General features: G+C 43.7%; 18 protein-coding genes, 1 tRNA gene and 2 pseudogenes. 12 read left to right on the top strand and 9 right to left on the bottom strand.

Annotation, left to right across the window (positions count from 1 at the left end):
* Window positions 1–165: 165 nt before the first annotated feature.
* The 7 genes from lrp (at window position 166) to L5L91_RS08400 (ending at window position 7,613) form a co-directional block, all read left to right on the top strand.
* A complete protein-coding gene (gene lrp / locus L5L91_RS08430; protein WP_006081649.1) occupies window positions 166–672 on the top strand; it encodes a leucine-responsive transcriptional regulator Lrp in 507 nt (168 codons plus the stop codon).
* A 342-nt stretch (window positions 673–1,014) separates the two neighbouring features.
* Window positions 1,015–3,777 (top strand): DNA translocase FtsK, encoded by a 2,763-nt coding sequence (locus L5L91_RS08425; RefSeq protein ID WP_263236100.1) that lies wholly within the window; start codon window positions 1,015–1,017, stop codon window positions 3,775–3,777.
* A 55-nt stretch (window positions 3,778–3,832) separates the two neighbouring features.
* Window positions 3,833–4,459, top strand: a complete 627-nt coding sequence (gene lolA / locus L5L91_RS08420) for an outer membrane lipoprotein chaperone LolA (RefSeq protein WP_198573992.1) — start codon at window positions 3,833–3,835, stop codon at window positions 4,457–4,459.
* Window positions 4,460–4,467: 8 nt separating this feature from the next.
* Window positions 4,468–5,799 (top strand): replication-associated recombination protein A, encoded by a 1,332-nt coding sequence (locus L5L91_RS08415; RefSeq protein ID WP_263236099.1) that lies wholly within the window; start codon window positions 4,468–4,470, stop codon window positions 5,797–5,799.
* Complete coding sequence (crcB, locus tag L5L91_RS08410; RefSeq protein ID WP_263236098.1) at window positions 5,792–6,166, top strand: fluoride efflux transporter CrcB; 375 nt, start codon at window positions 5,792–5,794, stop codon at window positions 6,164–6,166. Before L5L91_RS08415 ends, crcB begins: the two co-directional genes overlap by 8 nt.
* Before the next feature lie 18 nt (window positions 6,167–6,184).
* Entirely contained in the window at window positions 6,185–7,471 is a 1,287-nt protein-coding gene (gene serS, locus L5L91_RS08405; RefSeq protein WP_028759943.1) for a serine--tRNA ligase, read from the top strand.
* A 19-nt stretch (window positions 7,472–7,490) separates the two neighbouring features.
* The gene (locus L5L91_RS08400; RefSeq protein WP_028759944.1) at window positions 7,491–7,613 is read left to right on the top strand and encodes a hypothetical protein; all 123 of its coding nucleotides are present in this window, start codon (window positions 7,491–7,493) and stop codon (window positions 7,611–7,613) included.
* A 99-nt stretch (window positions 7,614–7,712) separates the two neighbouring features.
* On the opposite strand, the gene L5L91_RS08395 is transcribed toward L5L91_RS08400, so the two are convergent.
* From L5L91_RS08395 to punR, 6 genes are all read right to left on the bottom strand, one after another.
* Window positions 7,713–8,051, bottom strand: a complete 339-nt coding sequence (locus L5L91_RS08395; RefSeq protein WP_263236097.1) for a TusE/DsrC/DsvC family sulfur relay protein — start codon at window positions 8,049–8,051, stop codon at window positions 7,713–7,715.
* Window positions 8,045–8,326: a sulfurtransferase complex subunit TusB gene (tusB, locus tag L5L91_RS08390; protein WP_168827719.1), complete on the bottom strand. Its 282-nt coding sequence runs from the start codon at window positions 8,324–8,326 to the stop codon at window positions 8,045–8,047. Before tusB ends, L5L91_RS08395 begins: the two co-directional genes overlap by 7 nt.
* On the bottom strand, window positions 8,326–8,682 hold the full coding sequence (tusC, locus tag L5L91_RS08385; protein WP_028759947.1) for a sulfurtransferase complex subunit TusC: 357 nt from the start codon (window positions 8,680–8,682) through the stop codon (window positions 8,326–8,328). Before tusC ends, tusB begins: the two co-directional genes overlap by 1 nt.
* A 14-nt stretch (window positions 8,683–8,696) precedes the next feature.
* On the bottom strand, window positions 8,697–9,086 hold the full coding sequence (gene tusD / locus L5L91_RS08380) for a sulfurtransferase complex subunit TusD (RefSeq protein WP_263166181.1): 390 nt from the start codon (window positions 9,084–9,086) through the stop codon (window positions 8,697–8,699).
* A 69-nt stretch (window positions 9,087–9,155) separates the two neighbouring features.
* Window positions 9,156–9,815 carry a Bax inhibitor-1/YccA family protein gene (locus L5L91_RS08375; RefSeq protein ID WP_263236096.1) on the bottom strand — a complete coding sequence of 220 codons (660 nt, stop codon included), beginning with the start codon at window positions 9,813–9,815 and terminating at the stop codon, window positions 9,156–9,158.
* Between the two features lie 332 nt (window positions 9,816–10,147).
* A complete protein-coding gene (gene punR, locus L5L91_RS08370) occupies window positions 10,148–11,050 on the bottom strand; it encodes a DNA-binding transcriptional activator PunR (RefSeq protein ID WP_028759950.1) in 903 nt (300 codons plus the stop codon).
* Window positions 11,051–11,165: 115 nt separating this feature from the next.
* On the opposite strand from punR, the gene punC reads away from it, so the two are divergent.
* Together punC and L5L91_RS08360 are read left to right on the top strand one after the other, a co-directional pair.
* Window positions 11,166–12,437 (top strand): purine nucleoside transporter PunC, encoded by a 1,272-nt coding sequence (gene punC, locus L5L91_RS08365; protein ID WP_219250788.1) that lies wholly within the window; start codon window positions 11,166–11,168, stop codon window positions 12,435–12,437.
* An 80-nt stretch (window positions 12,438–12,517) separates the two neighbouring features.
* Window positions 12,518–12,608: transfer RNA gene (locus L5L91_RS08360), tRNA-Ser, on the top strand.
* Window positions 12,609–12,800: 192 nt separating this feature from the next.
* On the opposite strand, the gene L5L91_RS08355 is transcribed toward L5L91_RS08360, so the two are convergent.
* Window positions 12,801–13,364, bottom strand: a complete 564-nt coding sequence (locus tag L5L91_RS08355; protein WP_263236095.1) for a hypothetical protein — start codon at window positions 13,362–13,364, stop codon at window positions 12,801–12,803.
* A complete protein-coding gene (locus tag L5L91_RS08350; protein ID WP_263236094.1) occupies window positions 13,361–14,974 on the bottom strand; it encodes an MATE family efflux transporter in 1,614 nt (537 codons plus the stop codon). Before L5L91_RS08350 ends, L5L91_RS08355 begins: the two co-directional genes overlap by 4 nt.
* Window positions 14,975–16,562: 1,588 nt before the next feature.
* Between L5L91_RS08350 and L5L91_RS08345 the strand changes: the two genes are divergently transcribed.
* The 3 genes and pseudogenes from L5L91_RS08345 to L5L91_RS08335 all read left to right on the top strand — a co-directional run bounded on the left by L5L91_RS08345 (window position 16,563) and on the right by L5L91_RS08335 (window position 20,403).
* On the top strand, window positions 16,563–16,811 hold the full coding sequence (locus tag L5L91_RS08345; protein WP_173247046.1) for a heavy-metal-associated domain-containing protein: 249 nt from the start codon (window positions 16,563–16,565) through the stop codon (window positions 16,809–16,811).
* A gap of 277 nt (window positions 16,812–17,088) precedes the next feature.
* A pseudogene (locus L5L91_RS08340) lies at window positions 17,089–18,007 on the top strand (integrase core domain-containing protein).
* Window positions 18,008–18,813: 806 nt separating this feature from the next.
* Entirely contained in the window at window positions 18,814–20,403 is a 1,590-nt protein-coding gene (locus L5L91_RS08335; RefSeq protein ID WP_263236093.1) for a hypothetical protein, read from the top strand.
* Window positions 20,404–20,498: 95 nt separating this feature from the next.
* Here the strand turns inward: L5L91_RS08335 and L5L91_RS08330 are convergent.
* A pseudogene (locus L5L91_RS08330) lies at window positions 20,499–20,663 on the bottom strand (group II intron reverse transcriptase/maturase); the annotation flags it as partial.

The following is a 20,663-nucleotide window of genomic DNA, read 5'->3' as shown; positions in this document are numbered from 1 at the left end:
TGCCTGAAATCCCACTTTTAATGGGCATAATTGTTATTTTATCGTGACCTGAACGTGATTAATTCAGGGATATCTAGTATAGTATCGGCGACGCAGTTTATGCTGCTGAACTTTCGGCATACGTAGAATAAAATGTTGTTTTCGTGATAAAGCAAGGTTAAATAAATGGCATATAATAAAAAGAGTCCTGTAAAAGACTTGGATCGCATCGATCGCAACATTCTTAATGAACTACAACTTGATGGCCGCATTTCAAATGTGGAATTGTCAAAAAGAGTCGGACTAAGTCCAACTCCGTGTTTAGAAAGAGTAAAACGTCTCGAAAAGCAAGGTTACATCAATGGCTATACCGCATTGGTGAATCCTCATTTCTTGGGTGCATCCCTACTGGTATTCGTGGAAATCACATTAAGCCGTGATACTCCCGAAGTGTTTGATAAGTTTAACCGTGCAGTGCAACTACTCGATGATATTCAAGAATGTCATCTGGTTTCAGGCGATTTTGACTACTTACTGAAAACTCGTGTTTCAGATATGTCGGCTTATCGTCGCTTGTTAGGTGAAACTTTATTGAAATTACCTTCTGTTTCCGACACGCGTACTTATGTTGTGATGGAAGAAGTTAAGCACACCAGTCGTGTAGCGATAAATCATCTACTCTCAGATATCTAAATTACCCTGATTGTTTGGTTTTACAATAAGGGGCTTAGGCCCCTTATTTATCAGTAACGTCGATATGTTCATCTCATTTTACGCCTATTGCTACTAGCCTTGTATTGCCCTTAAGTTTACGAACTTAGGGGCTTCTTTTTGTGGCATTTTTAAGCAAATTTGTTAACGGAAGTGTTTGTGTAATAACTCATTCCTCCCCAAAAGCACACTAAAACACCTCAATAGACCAAATTTTGCCAATCATGACCAATTCTGTATAGAAAAACAGGCTAATGTGCTCCACATTTAGTGGGATTCTGGTATCGTTAGCCCACCTGTTTTCACTTTTATGGATTACGTCGTTTGTCTCAAGGAAATAGTGTACGCACGCTCACTGGCCTGCAACGTCTGCTGGAAGGCGGACTCATCATTTGTTGTGTTCTCGCCACTTATATTTTGCTCGCATTGACGAGTTTTAGTCCGTCTGATCCTGGTTGGAGTCAGTCGCATTTTCAAGGCGATATTAAAAACTGGACCGGAGCAGTAGGGGCTTGGATTGCCGATATTCTGTTATATTTCTTCGGCGTTACGGCTTATATCATGCCTATCATTGTCGCATCGACGGGTTGGTTATTGTTCAAACGTGCCCATCATTTACTTGAAATTGATTACTTTTCAGTGGCCCTGAGATTGATTGGATTTTTACTGATCATTCTAGGATTTTCTGCTTTGGCGAGTATGAATGCCAACAACATCTACGAGTTTTCGGCAGGCGGAGTGGCGGGTGATGTGATCGGTCAAGCCATGTTGCCGTATTTTAATAAACTCGGCACTACCTTATTACTGCTGTGTTTCTTGGGCTCAGGCTTTACGCTGTTGACTGGGATTAGCTGGCTGACTGTGGTCGAGAAAATCGGCTTAGTCTCTATTTGGATTTATAAAAAGTTAAAATTATTGCCGCAAGCGATGAAGCGTGAGCATGAAACCGAGGATACCCGTGGTTTTATGTCCGTGGTGGATAAGTTTAAACAGCGCCGTGAATCCCAATATGTGCTAGAAAAGCCCCCCATAGTTGAAAAGCCTAAGGTGCGTGAGCGTCATATTGGTCGTAGAGCTGAGATAACCCCAACGCTATATGCTGCCACTGATGATATGGTCATTGAACCAGAAGGTATTATTACTGAAACTGAGAATAATTCGTCGCCAAAAAACAAACTATCGACGCTTGCAAAAATTCTGAGCTTGAATAGCAGTAAAAGTAAGAGTGTACAACGGGTTGAGCCACAAATCGATAATGATGATTTGGCCGCCCATGGCAATTTTGAAGCGCCACCTTGGTTAGCTGAACCTCAACATTCAAATGCCGATGAGCAAGACAATGCCGATTTAAATTCGCATTCATTCGATCATGATGACAATGAGCCTGTGTTTAGCAGTCAAGCATTTACAGAAGATGAAGACGATGAAAGTCTAGGTTTTAGCGATGATGTCATTGATTTTGATACTAAAGTGTCAACAGGTGCAGTGAATCAAGCGCAGCGTAATAAGCAAGATCAAAAAGCTAAAATTGTCGATGGCATTGTGGTATTGCCAGGACAAGAAGACAAACCCGCACCGAAAAAACCGATGGATCCTCTGCCGAGTATTAACTTGCTCGACATACCTGACCGTAAGAAGAATCCCATCAGCCCAGAGGAATTGGATCAAGTCGCTCGCCTTGTTGAGCTTAAATTGGCCGATTTCAACATCATCGCCAATGTAGTGGGTGTGTATCCAGGTCCTGTGATCACACGCTTTGAATTAGAATTAGCGCCGGGCGTTAAAGCGTCAAAAATCTCTAATCTATCAAAGGATTTAGCTCGTTCATTACTGGCTGAAAGTGTGCGCGTGGTTGAAGTTATTCCGGGCAAGGCTTATGTCGGACTCGAATTGCCCAATAAATTCCGCGAAACCGTGTTTATGCGCGATGTGTTAGATTGTGCCGCCTTTACTGAGAGTAAATCCAACTTAACTATGGTGTTAGGCCAAGATATTGCTGGTGACCCCGTTGTTGTTGATCTTGGTAAAATGCCACATTTATTGGTAGCTGGTACTACAGGCTCTGGTAAGTCTGTGGGTGTAAACGTGATGATCACCAGCTTACTGTATAAGTCTGGCCCAGAAGATGTACGCTTTATCATGATCGACCCCAAAATGTTGGAATTGTCTGTCTATGAAGGTATTCCGCATTTGCTATGTGAAGTCGTGACCGACATGAAAGAAGCTGCCAATGCGCTGCGTTGGTGTGTCGGCGAGATGGAACGCCGCTATAAGCTGATGTCTATGATGGGCGTACGTAACATCAAGGGCTATAACGCTAAAATTGCCGAGGCGAAGGCCAATGGCGAAGTGATTTTAGATCCTATGTGGAAGTCTTCTGACAGCATGGAGTCAGAAGCGCCTGCGTTAGATAAGCTGCCATCGATTGTTGTCGTGGTCGATGAATTTGCTGACATGATGATGATTGTTGGTAAAAAAGTTGAAGAGTTGATTGCCCGTATTGCCCAAAAAGCGCGTGCCGCAGGCATACATTTAATTCTTGCAACCCAAAGACCGTCAGTGGATGTGATCACAGGTTTAATTAAGGCCAACATTCCCACACGTATGGCGTTCCAAGTGTCATCTCGTATCGATTCGCGCACCATTTTAGATCAACAGGGTGCCGAAACCTTGCTTGGTATGGGTGACATGTTATTTTTGCCACCGGGTACTGCGGTACCTAATCGTGTTCATGGTGCGTTCGTTGATGATCATGAAGTTCACCGTGTTGTTGCCGACTGGTGCGCCCGTGGCAAACCGCAATATATCGAAGAAATCCTCAACGGTGCCAGTGATGGTGAACAAGTATTATTGCCTGGTGAAACCGCTGAATCAGACGAAGAATACGATCCGTTATACGATGAAGCCGTTGCCTTTGTGACTGAAACTCGTCGCGGCTCGATTTCAAGCGTACAGCGTAAATTTAAGATTGGTTATAACCGTGCAGCACGCATTATAGAACAGATGGAAGCACAAGGTATTGTTTCTGCTCAAGGCCACAACGGTAACCGTGAAGTCTTAGCGCCGCCAGCACCAAAACATTATTAAGCCGCGCTAAGGCGTAGCTTTGATACACCCAAGGGTTTACAGGGTAAGGAATAAAATGAAAAAACGATTATGCGCTGTGTTGTTAGCTTCACCTTTGCTATTTAGCGCGGCTGTGTTTGCCGATGATGCGCAGCAGCTCAGGGAAAAATTGATTGGTACCGCGTCACTAAAAGCCGATTTCAAACAAACCGTAACAGATGTCAATAAAAAGGTTATTCAAACGGGGTCTGGCATTTTTGCCTTAGCGTATCCGAATCAATTTTATTGGCATTTAACCCAGCCAGATGAATCGCAGATTGTCGCTGATGGTAAAGATTTGTGGATCTACAATCCTTTCGCCGAAGAGGTGGTCATCATGGATTTTGCTGAAGCAATCAATGCATCTCCCATCGCATTGCTCGTCCACCGCGACGATGCGACTTGGTCACAGTATTCAGTGTCCAAGAAACAAGATTGCTATGAGATCAAACCTAAGGCGATTGATTCGGGCATATTGTCCGTCAATGTGTGTTTCAAAAATGCCCTGTTAGTCAACTTTAATGTTGCCGATGATAAAGGTAATTTAAGCCTGTTTGATTTAAGCAATCAGCAAGCCATCACAAATAAAGACAAAGCCTTGTTCACCTTTGTGATCCCAGACAGCGTCGATGTTGATGATCAACGTCGTAAAGCAGCGCATTAGGCTATCGCGTGAGCAGTTTATCGTTTAATTTTGCGCCCGATTTTCGTCCCTTGGCCGCGCGCATGCGGCCAAGAACGATTGGCGAGTACATAGGTCAAGCCCATTTACTGGGTGAGGGCCAACCACTACGTAAAGCATTGGAAGCAGGGCGCGCCCATTCTATGATGTTGTGGGGACCGCCGGGCACAGGTAAAACAACCTTAGCCGAATTAATCGCACATTACTCAAATGCTCACGTTGAACGCATTTCCGCGGTCACTTCTGGCGTTAAGGACATTCGCGCCGCGATTGAGCAAGCAAAAGCCGTTGCAGAATCCCGTGGCCAACGTACTCTATTGTTTGTCGATGAAGTCCACCGATTCAATAAGAGTCAGCAAGATGCCTTTCTGCCATTTATTGAAGATGGCACAGTGATCTTTATCGGCGCGACCACAGAAAATCCGTCTTTTGAAATCAACAATGCCTTACTCTCACGGGCAAGGGTCTATCTTATCAAGCGCTTAAGCCATGATGAAATCGCCCATATAGTGACTCAAGCCTTAAACGATAACGAGCGCGGTTTAGGCCTACGACAATTTGTAATGCCGACCGATGTGCTCACAACATTGGCACAACTTTGTGATGGTGATGCCCGTAAAGCGTTAAATCTTATTGAGTTGATGAGTGATATGCTCATCGACGGTGGCACCTTTACCACTGAAATGTTAATTCAAGTGGCGGGGCACCAAGTTGCTGGTTTTGATAAGAACGGCGATCAGTTTTACGATCTTATTTCAGCAGTGCATAAATCCATTCGCGGCTCAGCACCCGATGCGGCGTTGTATTGGTTTTGTCGAATATTAGAGGGCGGCGGCGATCCGCTTTACGTGGCAAGGCGCTTACTGGCGATTGCCTCTGAAGATGTGGGCAATGCCGATCCTGCGGCGATGACAATCGCACTGAATGCCTGGGATTGTTTTCACCGTGTTGGCCCCGCCGAAGGTGAGAGAGCAATAGCACAAGCCATTGTTTATCTTGCCAGTGCGCCGAAGAGCAACGCTGTGTATACCGCATTTAAGGCGGCGCGTGCGTTAGCTCGCGAAACAGGGCAAGTCGAAGTGCCGCACCATTTACGCAATGCACCGACTCAGTTAATGAAAGACATCGGCATGGGAGCTGGGTATCGATATGCCCACGATGAAGCCAATGCCTATGCCAGTGGTGAAAATTATTTCCCCGAATCCCTGCAAACAGCACAGTTTTATTTTCCGACTGAGCGAGGGTTTGAGAAGCGGATCAAAGATAAATTGGCGCAATTAGTCCAGTTAGATCAAGCCAGTGAGAACAAAAGATATGACTAACATCTTATTAGTGGCTTTCGGCGGGTCAATTGGAGCAGTTTTACGCTATCTTATTTCAATATTCATGATCCAAGTATTTGGCAGCAGTTTTCCTTTTGGTACACTGTTGGTTAATGTTATAGGTTCATTTTTTATGGGCGTAATTTACGCTCTGGGGCAAATGAGTCATATCTGCCCTGAACTCAAAGCGCTTATAGGTATCGGTCTATTAGGTGCTTTGACAACGTTTTCGACTTTCTCTAATGAAACCTTGTTGCTGATGCAAGAAGGGGATTGGCTGAAGGCGATTTTGAATGTGGTGTTGAATCTAAGTCTATGTTTATTCATGGTGTACTTAGGTCAACAACTGGTTTTTTCTCGCATTTAACTATTAAGAATATATCACATGTTAGATCCTAAATTTTTGCGCAACGAATTAGAAGTTACCGCTGAGCGACTGGCTACCCGTGGCTTTATTTTAGACATAGCTCATCTCATTCAATTAGAAGAAAAGCGTAAGTCACTGCAAGTGGCTACCGAAGAATTACAAGCGTCGCGTAATGCCATTTCCAAATCCATTGGCCAAGCTAAAGCCCGTGGTGAAGATGTTGACGCGATTATGGCGCAAGTGGGCGATTTAGGTTCACAGTTGGATGCCAAAAAGATTGAACTGGCCGCCGTACTTGAAGAAGTCAATGCCATTGCCATGTCTATGCCTAACCTGCCTGATGAATCAGTACCAATGGGTGCCGATGAAACAGAGAACGTTGAAGTGAGACGTTGGGGTACGCCACGCACTTTTGATTTTCCGATTAAAGATCATATCGATTTAGGCGAAGGCCTAAACGGCTTAGATTTTAAAAATGCAGTTAAAATTACTGGCTCACGTTTTATCGTGATGAAAGGCCAGGTCGCCCGCTTAAACCGCGCCATTGGTCAGTTCATGTTGGACTTACATACCACAGAGCACGGTTATACCGAAGCCTATGTGCCATTACTGGTTAACGAGGCAAGCTTACTCGGCACAGGCCAGCTACCTAAGTTTGGTGAAGACTTATTCCACACTAAACCTGCGACTGAAGAAGGCCAAGGCTTGAGCCTTATCCCAACCGCAGAAGTGCCATTAACGAACTTAGTTCGCGATAGCATTGTTGATGAAGACGAGCTGCCAATAAAGTTAACTGCGCATACTGCATGTTTCCGCAGCGAAGCGGGCTCATACGGCAAAGATACCCGTGGTCTGATCCGTCAGCACCAATTCGATAAAGTTGAAATGGTGCAAATTGTTAAGCCTGAAGATTCAATGGCGGCACTTGAAGCGCTGACTGGTCATGCTGAAACAGTGTTGCAGCGTTTAGGTTTACCGTATCGAACTGTGATTTTATGTACTGGCGATATGGGCTTTGGCTCAAGCAAAACCTACGATATCGAAGTCTGGTTACCAGCACAAAATACCTATCGTGAGATTTCTTCTTGCTCAAACATGAAGGATTTCCAAGCCCGTCGTATGCAAGCACGTTACCGCGTGAAAGCAGATAATAAGCCTGCGCTATTGCATACGTTAAACGGCTCAGGTTTAGCTGTAGGTCGTACTTTAGTGGCTATTTTAGAAAACTATCAAAATGCTGATGGCAGTATCACAGTCCCTGAAGTTCTGCGTCCTTACATGGGCGGTTTGACTCAAATAGGCTAATGGAACACAAAATAATACTATGGATAAAGGCCAGCGCTATCTCCGTTGGCTTTCCTATACCGCTGTGATTGCAGTATTTTTTGCTGTAATGCTTGCCACCGTAGGCAAAGCCATCTGGGTTGTGTTAGAAAACGTCAAATAACCCTATCAACTTTGTTCAAGTAAAAAGAAAGGCATGTTTCCCAAGGGAACATGCCTTTTTGTTTGTGTCATGTTTACGTGATGACTTAACCCTTTGCCATTAAATACACTTAGCTGGTTTGGGCAGGCCCGCGATTTTCGTTGCTTGTTTCGCAGGTCCAATCGGGAATAGGGTATATAAGTATTTAGAATTGCCTTTGTCTGGTCCTAAGGCTTGGCCAATGGCTTTAACTAATACTCGGATAGCAGGGCTCGTTTTATATTCGAGATAGAAATCTCGAACAAAGTTAATCACTTCCCAATGGGCAGGCGTAAGTGAAATTTGCTCTTCTGCCGCTAACAACAGGGCCATATCGGGTTGCCAATCGTTAAGATTTTTTAAATAACCTTGATGGTCACGAGCGATTTCTGCGCCATTAAATTGCAATGGATTTACCACGTTATCACCTTGTCATGGAGTAATGATTGAGCCACAAACTCATTGTAATCGATAAGCATGACGTTCTTTAAACGTTCGGATAGGCCGCGTGCGATAACATCATCTTTTAAGACCATCAACTTGAAGGGCGATAATGCCATTGCCCACTGGCGCAGCAGTAACGCGTTAACGCCATCGCTCGATAATAAAATCGCATCTTCCTTACAGGCGTAACGTAAACAAAGTTTCAGCGCGCTATCTCGACTGGGAGATGTTTGAATATGATGTAAAATCATTAGAATACTAAGACCTCATCCACTTGGTTTAAATGGGCTGCGATGGCTTCATCGTTGACCACTGTCACTGGGATCGACAGTAAGCCATGGCTTAAGCCGTAATCGGCTAAGGATTGCTTACAGACAAACACAGAGCCAATATCATACAGCGGCAGTGCTTTAAAGGTGGAGATGTAATCTTTAGCACCGATAAGCTCAGGCTGTTGATCTTTAATCAAATGCAACACACCTTCATCCACAAACACTAAACTCACTTCTTGTTCGAAGCTAGCGCTAAGCAGGGCAAGATCTAAACCTTCGCGGCCACGAACAGTACCATGTGGCGAGCAGCGAAATAGAATACACAATTTTTTCATAGTAGCCCTGAGAGTTAAAAACTGATCAAACGATCGGCCGATTCAATACCTGTGATTAGCTCACCTAAACCGCCCATGATAAATGATTCGCCCACATTCCAGTGGCTAAGGCCATTCTCGCGGGCATCTTGCTGACTCACAATGCCGCGACGTAGCGCTGCAGACACGCAATTGACTAACGGGACCTGATGGGATTGCGCCAGCTGTTTCCAGTCACTGATCACATCGTTTTCATCGGAGGCGGGTAAGCTTAAATCTGTGGAGTTATACACGCCATCTTGATAAAAAAACACACAGATAATCTGATGCCCAGCTAAAAGTGCAGCTTGGGAGAAGCGTAAGGCATTAACACTCGCCGACGTGCCATAAGCGGGCCCGTTCACTTGGATAATAAATTTGCTCATTTAAAATAAAAATGGCCCTAAAAGTAGGGCCATTCTAACGCAAGTTAAGCTAAAAATCGCTAACTAGGATTAGTCATCGTTGCCTATGCCCATCAGGTGCAACAGTGCGATGAAGAGGTTTAAGAAGTCTAAGTATAACGAGATAGTCGCGCGAATGTAGTTAGTTTCGCCGCCATTGACGATACGGCTAGTATCAAACAGGATAAAACCTGTCATCAGTAACGCCAAGCCTGCGTTAATTGCCATAAAGGCAACAGTGTTACCCATAAAAATATTAATCACAGCGGCGGCGATCACCACAATCAAGCCGGCAAATAAGAATCCACGTAGGAAAGAGAAATCTTTCTTAGTGGTCACGGCATAGGCTGATAACGCAACGAAAATCACTGATGTTAACCCCAGTGCTTGCATGATCAGCTGTGGACCGTTTGCCATACCCGCGTAGTGATTGAGCATGTAGCCCAGTGAAGCACCTTCCATACCTGTAAAGGCAAACACCCAGAAGATACCCGCTGCAGACTCGGCTTTACGTAAAGTGACAAACAACAGTACTAAGCCACCAATCGATAAACCAATGGAGACTAACGGACTGATATTTAATGCCATTGCCAAACCCGCACACAGGGCAGAGAAGGCTAATGTCATCGATAACAGCATATAAGTGTTTTTAAGAAGTTTGTTCACTTCCAGTGTTGACGCACTCGTCGAATATAAGGTTTCTTGGGTCATGTTGATCTCCGTTGACACATTTCCAAACTGATCATTTTGATTTTTTACAGCACACTAAGTTCCCGTAAAATCCTAAAATGAACTTAACTAGTGTAATGATACCGTACATGAGATACGGGTAAAAGTCATAGAACCATGAATAACAAATTGTTAATCTTCAAAATTTTACTCAATTATTTATTTCAACTTTAATTGCAAAGCATAAAAAATAAGATTCTTGTATCTGCGTCTTCATCCACTATGAAGGTAAAGACTTAGTCTGTACATAAACGGTACACAATCAATACTGATCTCAACAATGACTAGATCAGCATATTGAGTTTAAACCAAGCTTAAGCCAGCCACTCTTTGTGCAATTTTTCTGTATCGCCAAGATATTCCAGCACCCAAGCGAGTGCAGGCGACATCTTGTCAGCATTCCACGCCAAGCAACAAGGGCTTGTCTGCTTTGGATTTTCCAGTTGTTTTTCAACAAGCGCACCCGCCTTAATAAACACGCTCGCTAAATGCACTGGCATATAACCGACGCCTAAACCTTCGCGGAAACAGTTAATGGCACGGATCCAATCAGGTACGACTAACCTGCGTTGATTCTCTAGCAACCAAGTCATACGTTTTGGAATTTCCCGAGAAGTATCTTCTAAACAAATCGAGGGAAAAGGGCGCAGCTCATCGTCACTTAATGGGCGGTCAATACTGGCCAAGGGATGATTTTTACTAACAAGAAACGCCCACTCAATATCCCCCATGTCTTTATATTGGTAAACACCACCGACTGGAATTGCGGTTGTCGCACCAATAGCAATATCACTGCGACCCGTGGCGAGCGCTTCCCAAACCCCGTTAAAGACCTCAATGCGAATAATTAATTCAATATCATGGAAGTGTCGATAAAAGTCAGCAATTAATACGCTGATCCTGTCGGCACGGACGATATTATCAAGGGCTATGGACAAGGTGGGTTGCCAACCATTTGCCACGCGCTGAGTGCCACGTTTCATCTCGTCCATCTGCGTGAGCAAGGTTCTGGCTTGCTTCACAAAATGTTCACCCGCTGGTGTTAACGTTACGCTGCGATGATGCCGTTCAAAAAGAATGACGCCGAGTTCTTCTTCTATTTGCTTGACCGCGTAGCTCACGGCAGAGGGCACTTTATGTAGCCGATTCGCCGCCGCGGTGAAACTACCTACACGAGCCACAATATCAATGAGTTCTAGCGCTTGTTCTGAGAGCATAGCTGACGTCCGTTCCAATGAAAATAATTGATAGCACAAGTCAAAAATAAACGTTTCCAATAAATTTAACAAGTCTTTAGACTGCACACTTTAGTCAATCTGACACGATTATTTTATGAAAACGTCTAGTAACACCTTTGTAAACATAAAGTTCTTTATGTTTCTATTCTATTTAGCCATGTTGAGCATGCTTGGCTTTATTGCCACTGACATGTATTTGCCTGCTTTCAAAGCAATTGAAGGCTCATTTGACAGCACACCATCACAGGTGGCGATGTCATTGACCTGTTTCCTTGCGGGTCTTGCCTTAGGTCAGCTGCTTTACGGCCCGTTAGTCAATAAAATCGGCAAACGTTGGGCACTGATCTTTGGCCTTGTTTTATTTGCCATTGCTAGCGTGTTTATTGCCAACAGTGATTCTATATTAATGCTCAATACCGCGCGCTTCTTCCAAGCCATTGGCGCCTGTAGTGCAGGGGTTATTTGGCAAGCTATTGTGGTTGAACAATATGATGCCGATAAAGCACAAGGTATTTTCAGCAACATTATGCCATTGGTCGCATTATCGCCTGCATTAGCACCGATCCTTGGCGCTTATATTCTGAACGAATTAGGCTGGCGTGCAATCTTTATCTCCTTGTGTGTTATCGCTTTTCTGCTGGTATTGATGACCTTGTACTTTGTTCCAGGCAAGAGTCAACATAAACACAGTGAACATGTTGCTGTATCTTATGGGCAAATTTTGAAAAACACCCGCTATTTAGGCAACGTCGTGATCTTCGGTGCCTGTTCCGGTGCTTTCTTTGCCTACTTAACTGTGTGGCCGATTGTGATGGAAATGCACGGTTATCAAGCGACTGAAATTGGGTTAAGTTTTATCCCGCAAACCATCATGTTTATTGTCGGTGGTTATGCGAGTAAGTTACTGATAAAACGCATTGGCGGACATCAAACACTCAATATCTTGTTGTCAGTTTTCGCAGCCTGCGTTATTTCGATCATCATGTTCACGCTGATTTATCCCGCGAGCACGATTTTCCCACTGCTTATTTCGTTCTCGATTTTAGCGGCGGCCAATGGTGCAATTTATCCAATAGTCGTGAACAGCGCGCTACAGCAGTTTAGTCAGAATGCCGCTAAGGCCGCAGGATTACAGAACTTCTTACAGATCAGCATTGCCTTTGGTGCATCAAGCTTAGTCGCTATGTGGGCAAGTCTTGGTGAAGTGGCGATTGGTTGGGGTATCCTATGTTGCGCTATTTTAGTTGTGGTCGGCTATATACTTAAGAGTCAACAAGAGTGGGGCGACTTTGCCAAACATTTCACTAAGCCAGATCCCGCACGGGTAGGCATAATGTCCGATGTGAAGCAAAATCCAGCGGATTGAGTGTAATAGCAACAATTGGCACATAATTGAGAGTTAGTGCTTTACAGTCAACAGACTTACTTATATTATGCGCCTCGTTCGGAGGGGTGGCAGAGTGGTTTAATGCACCGGTCTTGAAAACCGGCGTGGGTTTATAGCCCACCCAGGGTTCAAATCCCTGCTCCTCCGCCATATTTAGTCAAAAAGCCGCTAAGCAATTAGCGGCTTTTTGCATTTTAGCTATTTTAGCCTTGCGTTTCTGATCCGAAACGCAGTGTTTCAGCCATATTTCACAAGCAAAGCCATCAGCAATGATGACTTTGCTTGTATTATTTAACTCTAGATTTCCTCATTCAACATGATGCCAGACAATCTCAGCCATCATTACACTTTGGGGAGTTTGTGTTGGACCATGGCAAGAGCAAAGGAATGCCAATCTGCATTAGCATAGCTGCTCACCAGATCTCGCAGGATAGTCGGTTCGCCAGCATTATCCACTGGTTGAAAAATTATCAGCAAATTCAGCGCATTGCAGTAATCCCGCCGCTCCACCACAAAAAACTGCTTCTTGTAGGGGAGTAGCAATGTGTCCTCAACTTGCGCATTAAAATCACGCGCGGCTAAATAGCCAGTAAACCAATGATTGAGTAATGTGTCGCATTGTTTAGTATGGAATAAGCCTCCCCAATCATCCCCGAGTGTGGCTTGACCCGACAGGACTCGCTGGCAATGATGAAAATCGATAAAGCCTAGCTCACGAGCAATCACTTGTTGGCAATGCTTAAGCTGTAGATCTGAGTGTGATATGTCCAATTTCGCCATTAAGGTCGCGACTCTTTGCTTGGCTAACGGCTCATCCTGCTGACAAGCTTTGAGCAGTTTTTTAGCGCGAACTTTGGTTTCATTTAATGCGATGGCGCTTGAGTCTTTCATCTTGGCTAACTTCATTTTGCATTACCTCCATGACTGACTCGATTTGCTCGCGGCACGTGAATGAAAGGCCAAATACTGATGATCAATAAACTCAAGAGACAAGCTAAGATGTCCGCGATTGGAAAGGCCATCCACAACTCAGCCAAAGCGTTTGGCATGATATAAATGTTTAATGCACCTGTGATAAATGAAATATCTGCGAAGGATAGTTGAGGCAACAGGATCAGCAGGGGCAGTAACAAACCATAGATTTTTATCCCAGATAATAGCAAAGCAAGCTTAGGGCGATTTGTGCCTTGATACACAGCAATCGCAATACCTGTGATCCCCGCCAAAGGTAAAGCGATAAACGTCACACTCGAAATCTTAATACAAGCGTCAATGAGTGCGGGGTCATCGGTGAACACGCGAAATACCGAGTTAGGAAAACCCATAAATACGATTGTCACTATACTCAGATAACAGCAGGTCAAGACGATCCCCCATTTAGCACACGCTAACACCCGAGAAGATGCCATCGCCCCATAGTTATACGCACTGATCGTTTGCGCTGCACTGGTGAGAGCCATGAGCGGCAGGGCGATAAAGATATTAAAGCGTCCGATCAAACCATAAGCGCTGATCATGTATGCGACCTCATTCGCGGCTGGCGTATTGGGCGCTACATTGGCTAAATGACTGACTAAAATATGATTTACTGATGAGATCACACAGGCAATCCCAAGATATGATAATAATATTGGGCTACCCAGGCCAAGAATCGCTTTTATCTCAGTGAGATTGAGCTTTATCTGCTCCATTCTAAAACAAATAGGCTGGGCAGCTTGCTTATGAAGCGCCTGTTTACTGCCAAAACGGTTATTGGGGACAAAATAGACGGCTGCAATAAATAGACTCACACATTGACCCGCCACCGTTGCCCACGCCGCACCACTCACGCCCATCTCCAAAACAGCAATAAAGAGTGTATCGAACAAGATGTTCATGACCGCCGACAACAAGATAACCAGCAGCATCACCACGACTTTTCCTTGAGCTCTGAGTAAATCGCCGCTAAGAGATAACAAAAAAGTGAATAGACTAAAACAGAGAATGGGTTGTAGATACTTTGTAGCAGCTAAGGCAAGTGTTGAGCTTACCCCAATAAACGCCAATAAATGATCAAGCTGGGCGAGTGACACGATAGTCACTATCAGGCCGTAAGCTAGGGCTAACGCAAAACCAGTGTTCGCGATTTGACTCGCCTTATCAAACTCGTTTGCCCCTAAAAATCGGCTTACTAAGGTCGCAGTACCATTTCCTATCATGCAGGCCAAAGCAAAAATCATCATTTGTAACGGGAAGGCAATCGTCACCCCAGCCAATGCATCGGCACCGATGTATTTCAAAATAAAATAAGAGTCGACTAAGTTGTAGCTGCCGCTGAGCATCATGGCCAATGCCATGGGTAACGCAAAGCGCAAATACAAAGTAGGGATAGCTAACGTACCTAAGGACTCAGTTGACTGAGATCCTGAGTGATATTTCCCGTGGGAGGGCGTTTCGGTGGCTGCCAAGGGTACAATGTCAGAAGGTTCAACATTGATACCGGCGGGTTTGAAAGTGTTAGCGGTTGCATGTTTCACAAACAATTCTCCTAAGTTTATTGGCATTCCGCTTAGCCAAACTTATTTGATTGCTGTGGGTTCGATATGAAATCGATTCGCAACGCTGTTAATTTATCAGAGTGATATCATCTTTTGCGGACAGGCTTCTCTGCAACCTGCCGCGTATTATTCTCATTCCTCCGCCCTATGTCAATCACCAGCTTGTCGTATTTGACGGTGGCATTGAACCACTTCACATGTTAGTAGTAGATGAGCGATAAATTAATTACGTCATCCAACAAGCCACTTAAACCACTTTCTGTACCGCAAGTTATTGAAGGTTCATTGCCTAGCGATAATATAAGAGTCCGCAGTACAAACTTCCTTTTAGTTACGACATAAGCTGTCGCACCTCTGCGTATAATATTAAAAAATAACGAATTGAGGTGCACTATGAGTTCCCTATGTATTAATTTGATTTTTTTTAGCTGAACTTGCTGCCAAACATATTAAACGTGTTCAATTAGGCACAGGTACTCTGAAATTGGCGAGAGCATCGTAATTTACTCAACAGTCAGCCATTGTGGCCTATGAAGATTGGCAGTATTGATACCAGTCAAAAAGAACGCGTTGCTACGTGAATAATAGAGGGCTATGGCCAGCCAACACTCTAAAGAATTCACGTAGCGAGGCGTCACAAAAACTGCATTTTCCATTTACCAGCAAATAGCAACAAACCATCATCTAGTCCCTAAGCACCAAACTTAGTTAATCGTACCAATACCCAAATAAGAGCAGGTAAGATGGCCAGAAGATATCGGCGAAAAAAAGCAAATCTCAGTCTGCCGCGAAACCTCATTCTGAGTGGCCACGAACACAAAACTGTAGCTTTCATACAAAATGAGTTGGGGAAATACGTAGAAACAACGAGTTAGAAAATAAGATTTTCTTTGGGAGGCTTCAAATTGTCATAATTTATTATTTTAAGCGCTAATAAATCAATCTGCATTTGATTGAAGATTGCCGAAATATGACTTTATTTATATTTAATAATATAGTTTTTAAGTAATTTATCACTCTATTTTTATCAGAAGTGTAAGTATGGAATTAAAACGAAGACAATCTTTTGAGGTAAAAAAGCATGATCAAAATAACTATAGACCCTCCGGTATGATAGGTTTTTCTTGGTCGAAAGTTCCGATCACTTGGAGGGCTATTAGTTCAAAGTTTCTTATCCCGAGTTTAGGTTAAATAAGGCTCCACGAACTGAAGCCAGCTACTGTATAACTGTCAGCAATTATAACTGTTGGAGTTTATAGCTCGCGCTAGAAGATAAGGGTTTTCATGAAATGACATTTATCCTTACAGCAGCTCTGGTGCGATCTAGAGCGGGAAAGCCGTAAAGTCAAACAGCTGGTAGAGCAGCATTAAAGGGAAGAGCAGTGAGCTACAGCAAATGCAGCAAGTACTGCAGCTGCTATCAGATTGCAGCACTGGCGACCCCTGCTCACATTATGCCATTTTGGCACAACAGGTAATGGGTAACATCACAGAAAATAAGCCTTGACCTTCTCCCTGTAGCAAGGTGCAGAATTTTAGCTGCCCACTTTAGCAAAGGAGATTTACGATGTTAACGTTAAAAATTACCGATATGACCTGCAACCACTGCTTTGGCTTGATCAATCGTGCAATAAAGGAACTGGACGCCGATGCAGTCGTAACAGCAGATCTCTCCAGCCGTAGTATCAATGTACAAAGCAGCCAATCGCAAGACGAAATACTCGACGCTCTGGAGGAAATTGGATATCCGGCCAAACCTGAGTCAACCTGTTGCAGTGTAGATAGAAGCAGCAAGTCGCAAAATACCGCCAATTGACAGTGCACCTTAGTGGAGGCTTGAGCTGTGTGCAGTGAAAGTTGCATGTACGGTTCTTAGGAGAGCAGCACCTAAGTAACAGAGGTGCTGTTTATCCGACCAAAACGAGTTATAAATGGAAATAATTTAAGGACAGAGTAATTGAATTTGTTTCCAAAAATGTAATATCACCGCCAATATAATGGTCAGACTCTGTATACCACTGCACCTGCTCCGGTCTAATTTTATTTCAGCACTTAATTTTGAGACAGTATGGTCAATAAATTAATAGGTCTATATGAGACTGAATAAATCACATAAGAGTTATCCGCAGGTGAAGCCGTTTAGATAGTGCTAGAGCAAGGTTATAACGTTATTGATGCGGCAATGTCTCTAAGGGTTAGCACTAGTCTGCTTTACAACTGGAAGGAAACATATTAAGCCTTGCAACAAGGTATCACCTTAGCAGAGTCTGAGCGTGATGAGTTGAAGTTATTGTGTAGATAAAACAAAAAATTACGCATCATCAAACAGCAATCTAACCTATTACCTATAGCTGTGTTATGCCGAGTAATGAGTGTGAGTAGGTCAGGCTATTACTATGGGCATAAATGCCCAGCAAGCGTGATAAGTCTTGAAACACTGAAGCAATATCGCCTTGTTCGACAACTATTAAAGCAAAGTCGTGGCGGCATAGGAAATCGTGAAATGGTGAAGAAATTGCGTAAAGAAGGCTACTAGGTTGGTTACTATCTCGTTCGTAAAATTATGTACCACCTTCGACTCAAAGCAACCTAGCGACGAGATTACAAGGTGACGACATAGCGAAAACACGCTGATGCTGTGGCTAATAACTTGTTAAATATTAACTTTAACCCAAAATTCGCTAATTAGATTTGGGCAGGTGACATGGCCTATTTAAAGACAGGTGAGGGCTGGGTGACCGATGCTAACTGTATACCAGCAAGTAATTCGGTAGGTTGCTATCGAGCTATGATATCCGAGTCAGTATGGGGGATGTAGGTGCGTGTTGGGATAATGCCTTCGTTGAGCGTTTCTTTGGTAGCTTAAAACACGATTGGATTTTTAATATTGCTCAATCAACAAGAGAGTTTTTGAAGCTAGATGTGACTGCTTAAATGAAATATTAGAACTTGGAGCGACGTCATTTTGCTAATGGTGAACTGTTAACTGTAGAGTTCAAAAATTCTCAATGAAAATTGTCTAATATGGATTGAACAGTACACTGAACGCTCACAGACAGAAGTAAATCTAATGCAATTAAGGCAATGGCACTCATGCGCTAGCCCTGATCAAACACCTGAGTAATCACCACGAATTTAATCATAGTATCAGCTCTTCTTTATTTTGATTACTGCTCAGTCTGACACTTAAGGCCAGAACATCATTTCCTTATTTCAGCCTGTATCTGCTTAGTTCTAAGCTCTAAGTTTGCGAGCTTACATTCCTCATACCCAACTAGTCGAACGGTAAAACTCGCCAGTGTTTAATGCTGTTTGCTTGGAACTGCAATCAGGCCATTTCTGCTGTCAGCCCTAACATGAATGCAACCAGTAGGCTAAATCTGCCAGCAGTAATAACACTTCCAATCGCTCTCATTTGTAAGTGCAGTGGTCGTAGCAGCCAAGGCCGTATGTCTGGCTTTTTTGTCGAGGAAGTTTTCTTCTATGTGCATGCCTTAATACTTAGCGATTTTCGTCGCTGAGCATGATTTTTTCGTCATCAGAGTTAGAGTTTGCTGCGTCTCGCAAGGCCCCCTTACTAATCAAAAAAACACTTGACCTTCTAAGCGTAGTAAGCCGGATAAATACAATTGCTATTTGTGCTTGCGTATCGCAGAGCGCTTGCTTTGATTAGTCCTACGACGCAATTGGAATTGGTGGTCGCTGATACGAAAAGGAATTTTAATATATGGGACAGAGCCGTAAAGCGGACGACTCCGATATTTCGAGCTAATGCAAGTGATGAAAAAGAAGATGAGAAAATCAGGGGTAAATACGATATGGATCGTGTTACCTATTTTCAGTTGCATCCAAATTGGACAGCACCAGCCGAGCAAGCAATTTCCTATTGCATAACCTTTTCAAGGCGCTACGCAGAACAAGGTGACCACGAGGTTTCACGAGTTGCACTTAATGGGATAGTTGCAATCAATGCATTGTATATTAAAACAAAGGGAAAAACGTTCTTCTCAAACAGCTATATTTTAGAAAATCCGCTCGCATCTGATAGATTTCTAACAAATACACTTGAGCATTTGCGGCAGAATGTGCAAGTAGGCGTTTCACGAAAAGATGAGCAATTCATTGAGCAAAATCTACACAGCCTACTTCAGCTCACACAGCTCTACCTTTCCATTGAATATGGCGAAGAGCATGCTGCACGGACGCATGCGCATCTTGTATCAAGCTATCTGATAAGTGCAGTGGAAAGTGTTATTCCGCATGATATGGCTGACGTGTTAATTGAAGGCGTATCACTGTTAGGAAATGCTGCTCGACTTATCGTTGCACATGACAAACCTGAGTGCATAGCTTCTATCTCGGAGAAAATCGCATTTATTGCTTGCACTGGCGCTGTTAATAAAAACTACCAGCCGGTATCTCAAGTAGCCGTTAAACAGCTTGCAACTCTCACTTTCGAATTACTGCGAAGCAAGTCATGGGAAGTCCGTTATGCGGTCAAAGAGGTGCGAGATGATATAAAACTGATTGCAGAAATGTACCTCAAGATACCTGATTCCCCGCTGACGAGAGTACATAGCACAAGCTTAGCGCCTTACTATTCCGGAACCAGCAACGATACATTAATGGCATGGTTGACGGTATTAGTAAATGCTTTATCAAATGCGGATTCTGGTGATGAAGCAGCACAGCGAGTTGTTGGCCATATAGAGGAGTGGGCGGATGGGTTGTATCAAACAGAAAAGGAATTATTATTGCTGGCTATTGAGAAAAGATCTCAACTTACATTCGATTTAGTCCATTGGATAGTACATATCACAAAATTACTCCTCGCTGTTTCTTGTTCGGATGTTTGCGATGATCATCATAGAGATAATCTAAGAAAATCGGCTCGTTGGTTGATTTATGTGTTTTCATGGATACCTGACGATGAAGTAACAATAAAATACATTGAAACGTACCGAATCGCAGATAACATATTCGAGTCCGCAGTAGATGCACATCAACGGGGTTGTGATAGGGAGGCCATTGAAATTAGAGACTTACTTCTCAGCTGGACACGTAAGGTCGGTAAATATCAGACTGGTTGGGCATCCTTACAAACAGCTTGTTGCGGCTTGGCATGCTTAAATCTCATCCTTGAGTTGCAAGATGAGAAACTATTCACTGATATTGATGCATATATTTCTAAGGAAGATGCCCCTACTTTTGATATTCGTTCAAGAACCGCCTCTGATCTACGTGAAGAAGCAGATAAATATCGTTCCGGCTATGGTCATGGAGATATAAACATGGCAATGGCACGTGTCGACCAAGCGAGAATTAGAGTACTACTGCATGGAATAGCGGATCATTTATGTCCTGAAATTCATAATACCAAACCGGGTGAATCTTTGAATGAAAAATGAAATTTGCCACACAATCGGGTAGCCGGAGGTATCTAGCCTCCAGCCCCCACACCACCCTGCATGCGGCTCCGCACAGGGCGGTTCATTTAGAACGCCTAACTCACTTTCTGGTTAGGATAATGAACTGCAATCCATCCATCTCTCAGTGAACATAAACCTGCTTTCTTGAGATACTCATTACTCAGCGCTTGCTGTATCCCTGGTGTTTTCGAGCTTCGCCACGGCCCTTTGCTTGTAATTCCACAAGCAACGGCCGCTTG

Origin of the sequence: Shewanella sp. SM55 (assembly GCF_025654025.1) — a bacterium.
Lineage (GTDB): Bacteria > Pseudomonadota > Gammaproteobacteria > Enterobacterales > Shewanellaceae > Shewanella > Shewanella oncorhynchi.
The sequence above is the reverse complement of the archived record's forward strand: the minus strand, read 5'-3'. Positions and strand labels throughout refer to the sequence as shown.

Bases quoted from the DNA above. Each gene is read 5' to 3' on its own strand.
- lrp (WP_006081649.1), top strand. From the start codon at position 166: ATGGCATATAATAAAAAGAGTCCTGTAAAAGACTTGGATCGCATCGAT.
- lolA (WP_198573992.1), top strand. From the start codon at position 3,833: ATGAAAAAACGATTATGCGCTGTGTTGTTAGCTTCACCTTTGCTATTT.
- crcB (WP_263236098.1), top strand. From the start codon at position 5,792: ATGACTAACATCTTATTAGTGGCTTTCGGCGGGTCAATTGGAGCAGTT.
- serS (WP_028759943.1), top strand. From the start codon at position 6,185: ATGTTAGATCCTAAATTTTTGCGCAACGAATTAGAAGTTACCGCTGAG.
- L5L91_RS08400 (WP_028759944.1), top strand. From the start codon at position 7,491: ATGGATAAAGGCCAGCGCTATCTCCGTTGGCTTTCCTATACCGCTGTG.
- tusB (WP_168827719.1), bottom strand. From the start codon at position 8,326: ATGATTTTACATCATATTCAAACATCTCCCAGTCGAGATAGCGCGCTG.
- tusC (WP_028759947.1), bottom strand. From the start codon at position 8,682: ATGAAAAAATTGTGTATTCTATTTCGCTGCTCGCCACATGGTACTGTT.
- tusD (WP_263166181.1), bottom strand. From the start codon at position 9,086: ATGAGCAAATTTATTATCCAAGTGAACGGGCCCGCTTATGGCACGTCG.
- L5L91_RS08375 (WP_263236096.1), bottom strand. From the start codon at position 9,815: ATGACCCAAGAAACCTTATATTCGACGAGTGCGTCAACACTGGAAGTG.
- punR (WP_028759950.1), bottom strand. From the start codon at position 11,050: ATGCTCTCAGAACAAGCGCTAGAACTCATTGATATTGTGGCTCGTGTA.
- punC (WP_219250788.1), top strand. From the start codon at position 11,166: ATGAAAACGTCTAGTAACACCTTTGTAAACATAAAGTTCTTTATGTTT.
- L5L91_RS08355 (WP_263236095.1), bottom strand. From the start codon at position 13,364: ATGAAGTTAGCCAAGATGAAAGACTCAAGCGCCATCGCATTAAATGAA.
- L5L91_RS08345 (WP_173247046.1), top strand. From the start codon at position 16,563: ATGTTAACGTTAAAAATTACCGATATGACCTGCAACCACTGCTTTGGC.
- L5L91_RS08335 (WP_263236093.1), top strand. From the start codon at position 18,814: ATGGATCGTGTTACCTATTTTCAGTTGCATCCAAATTGGACAGCACCA.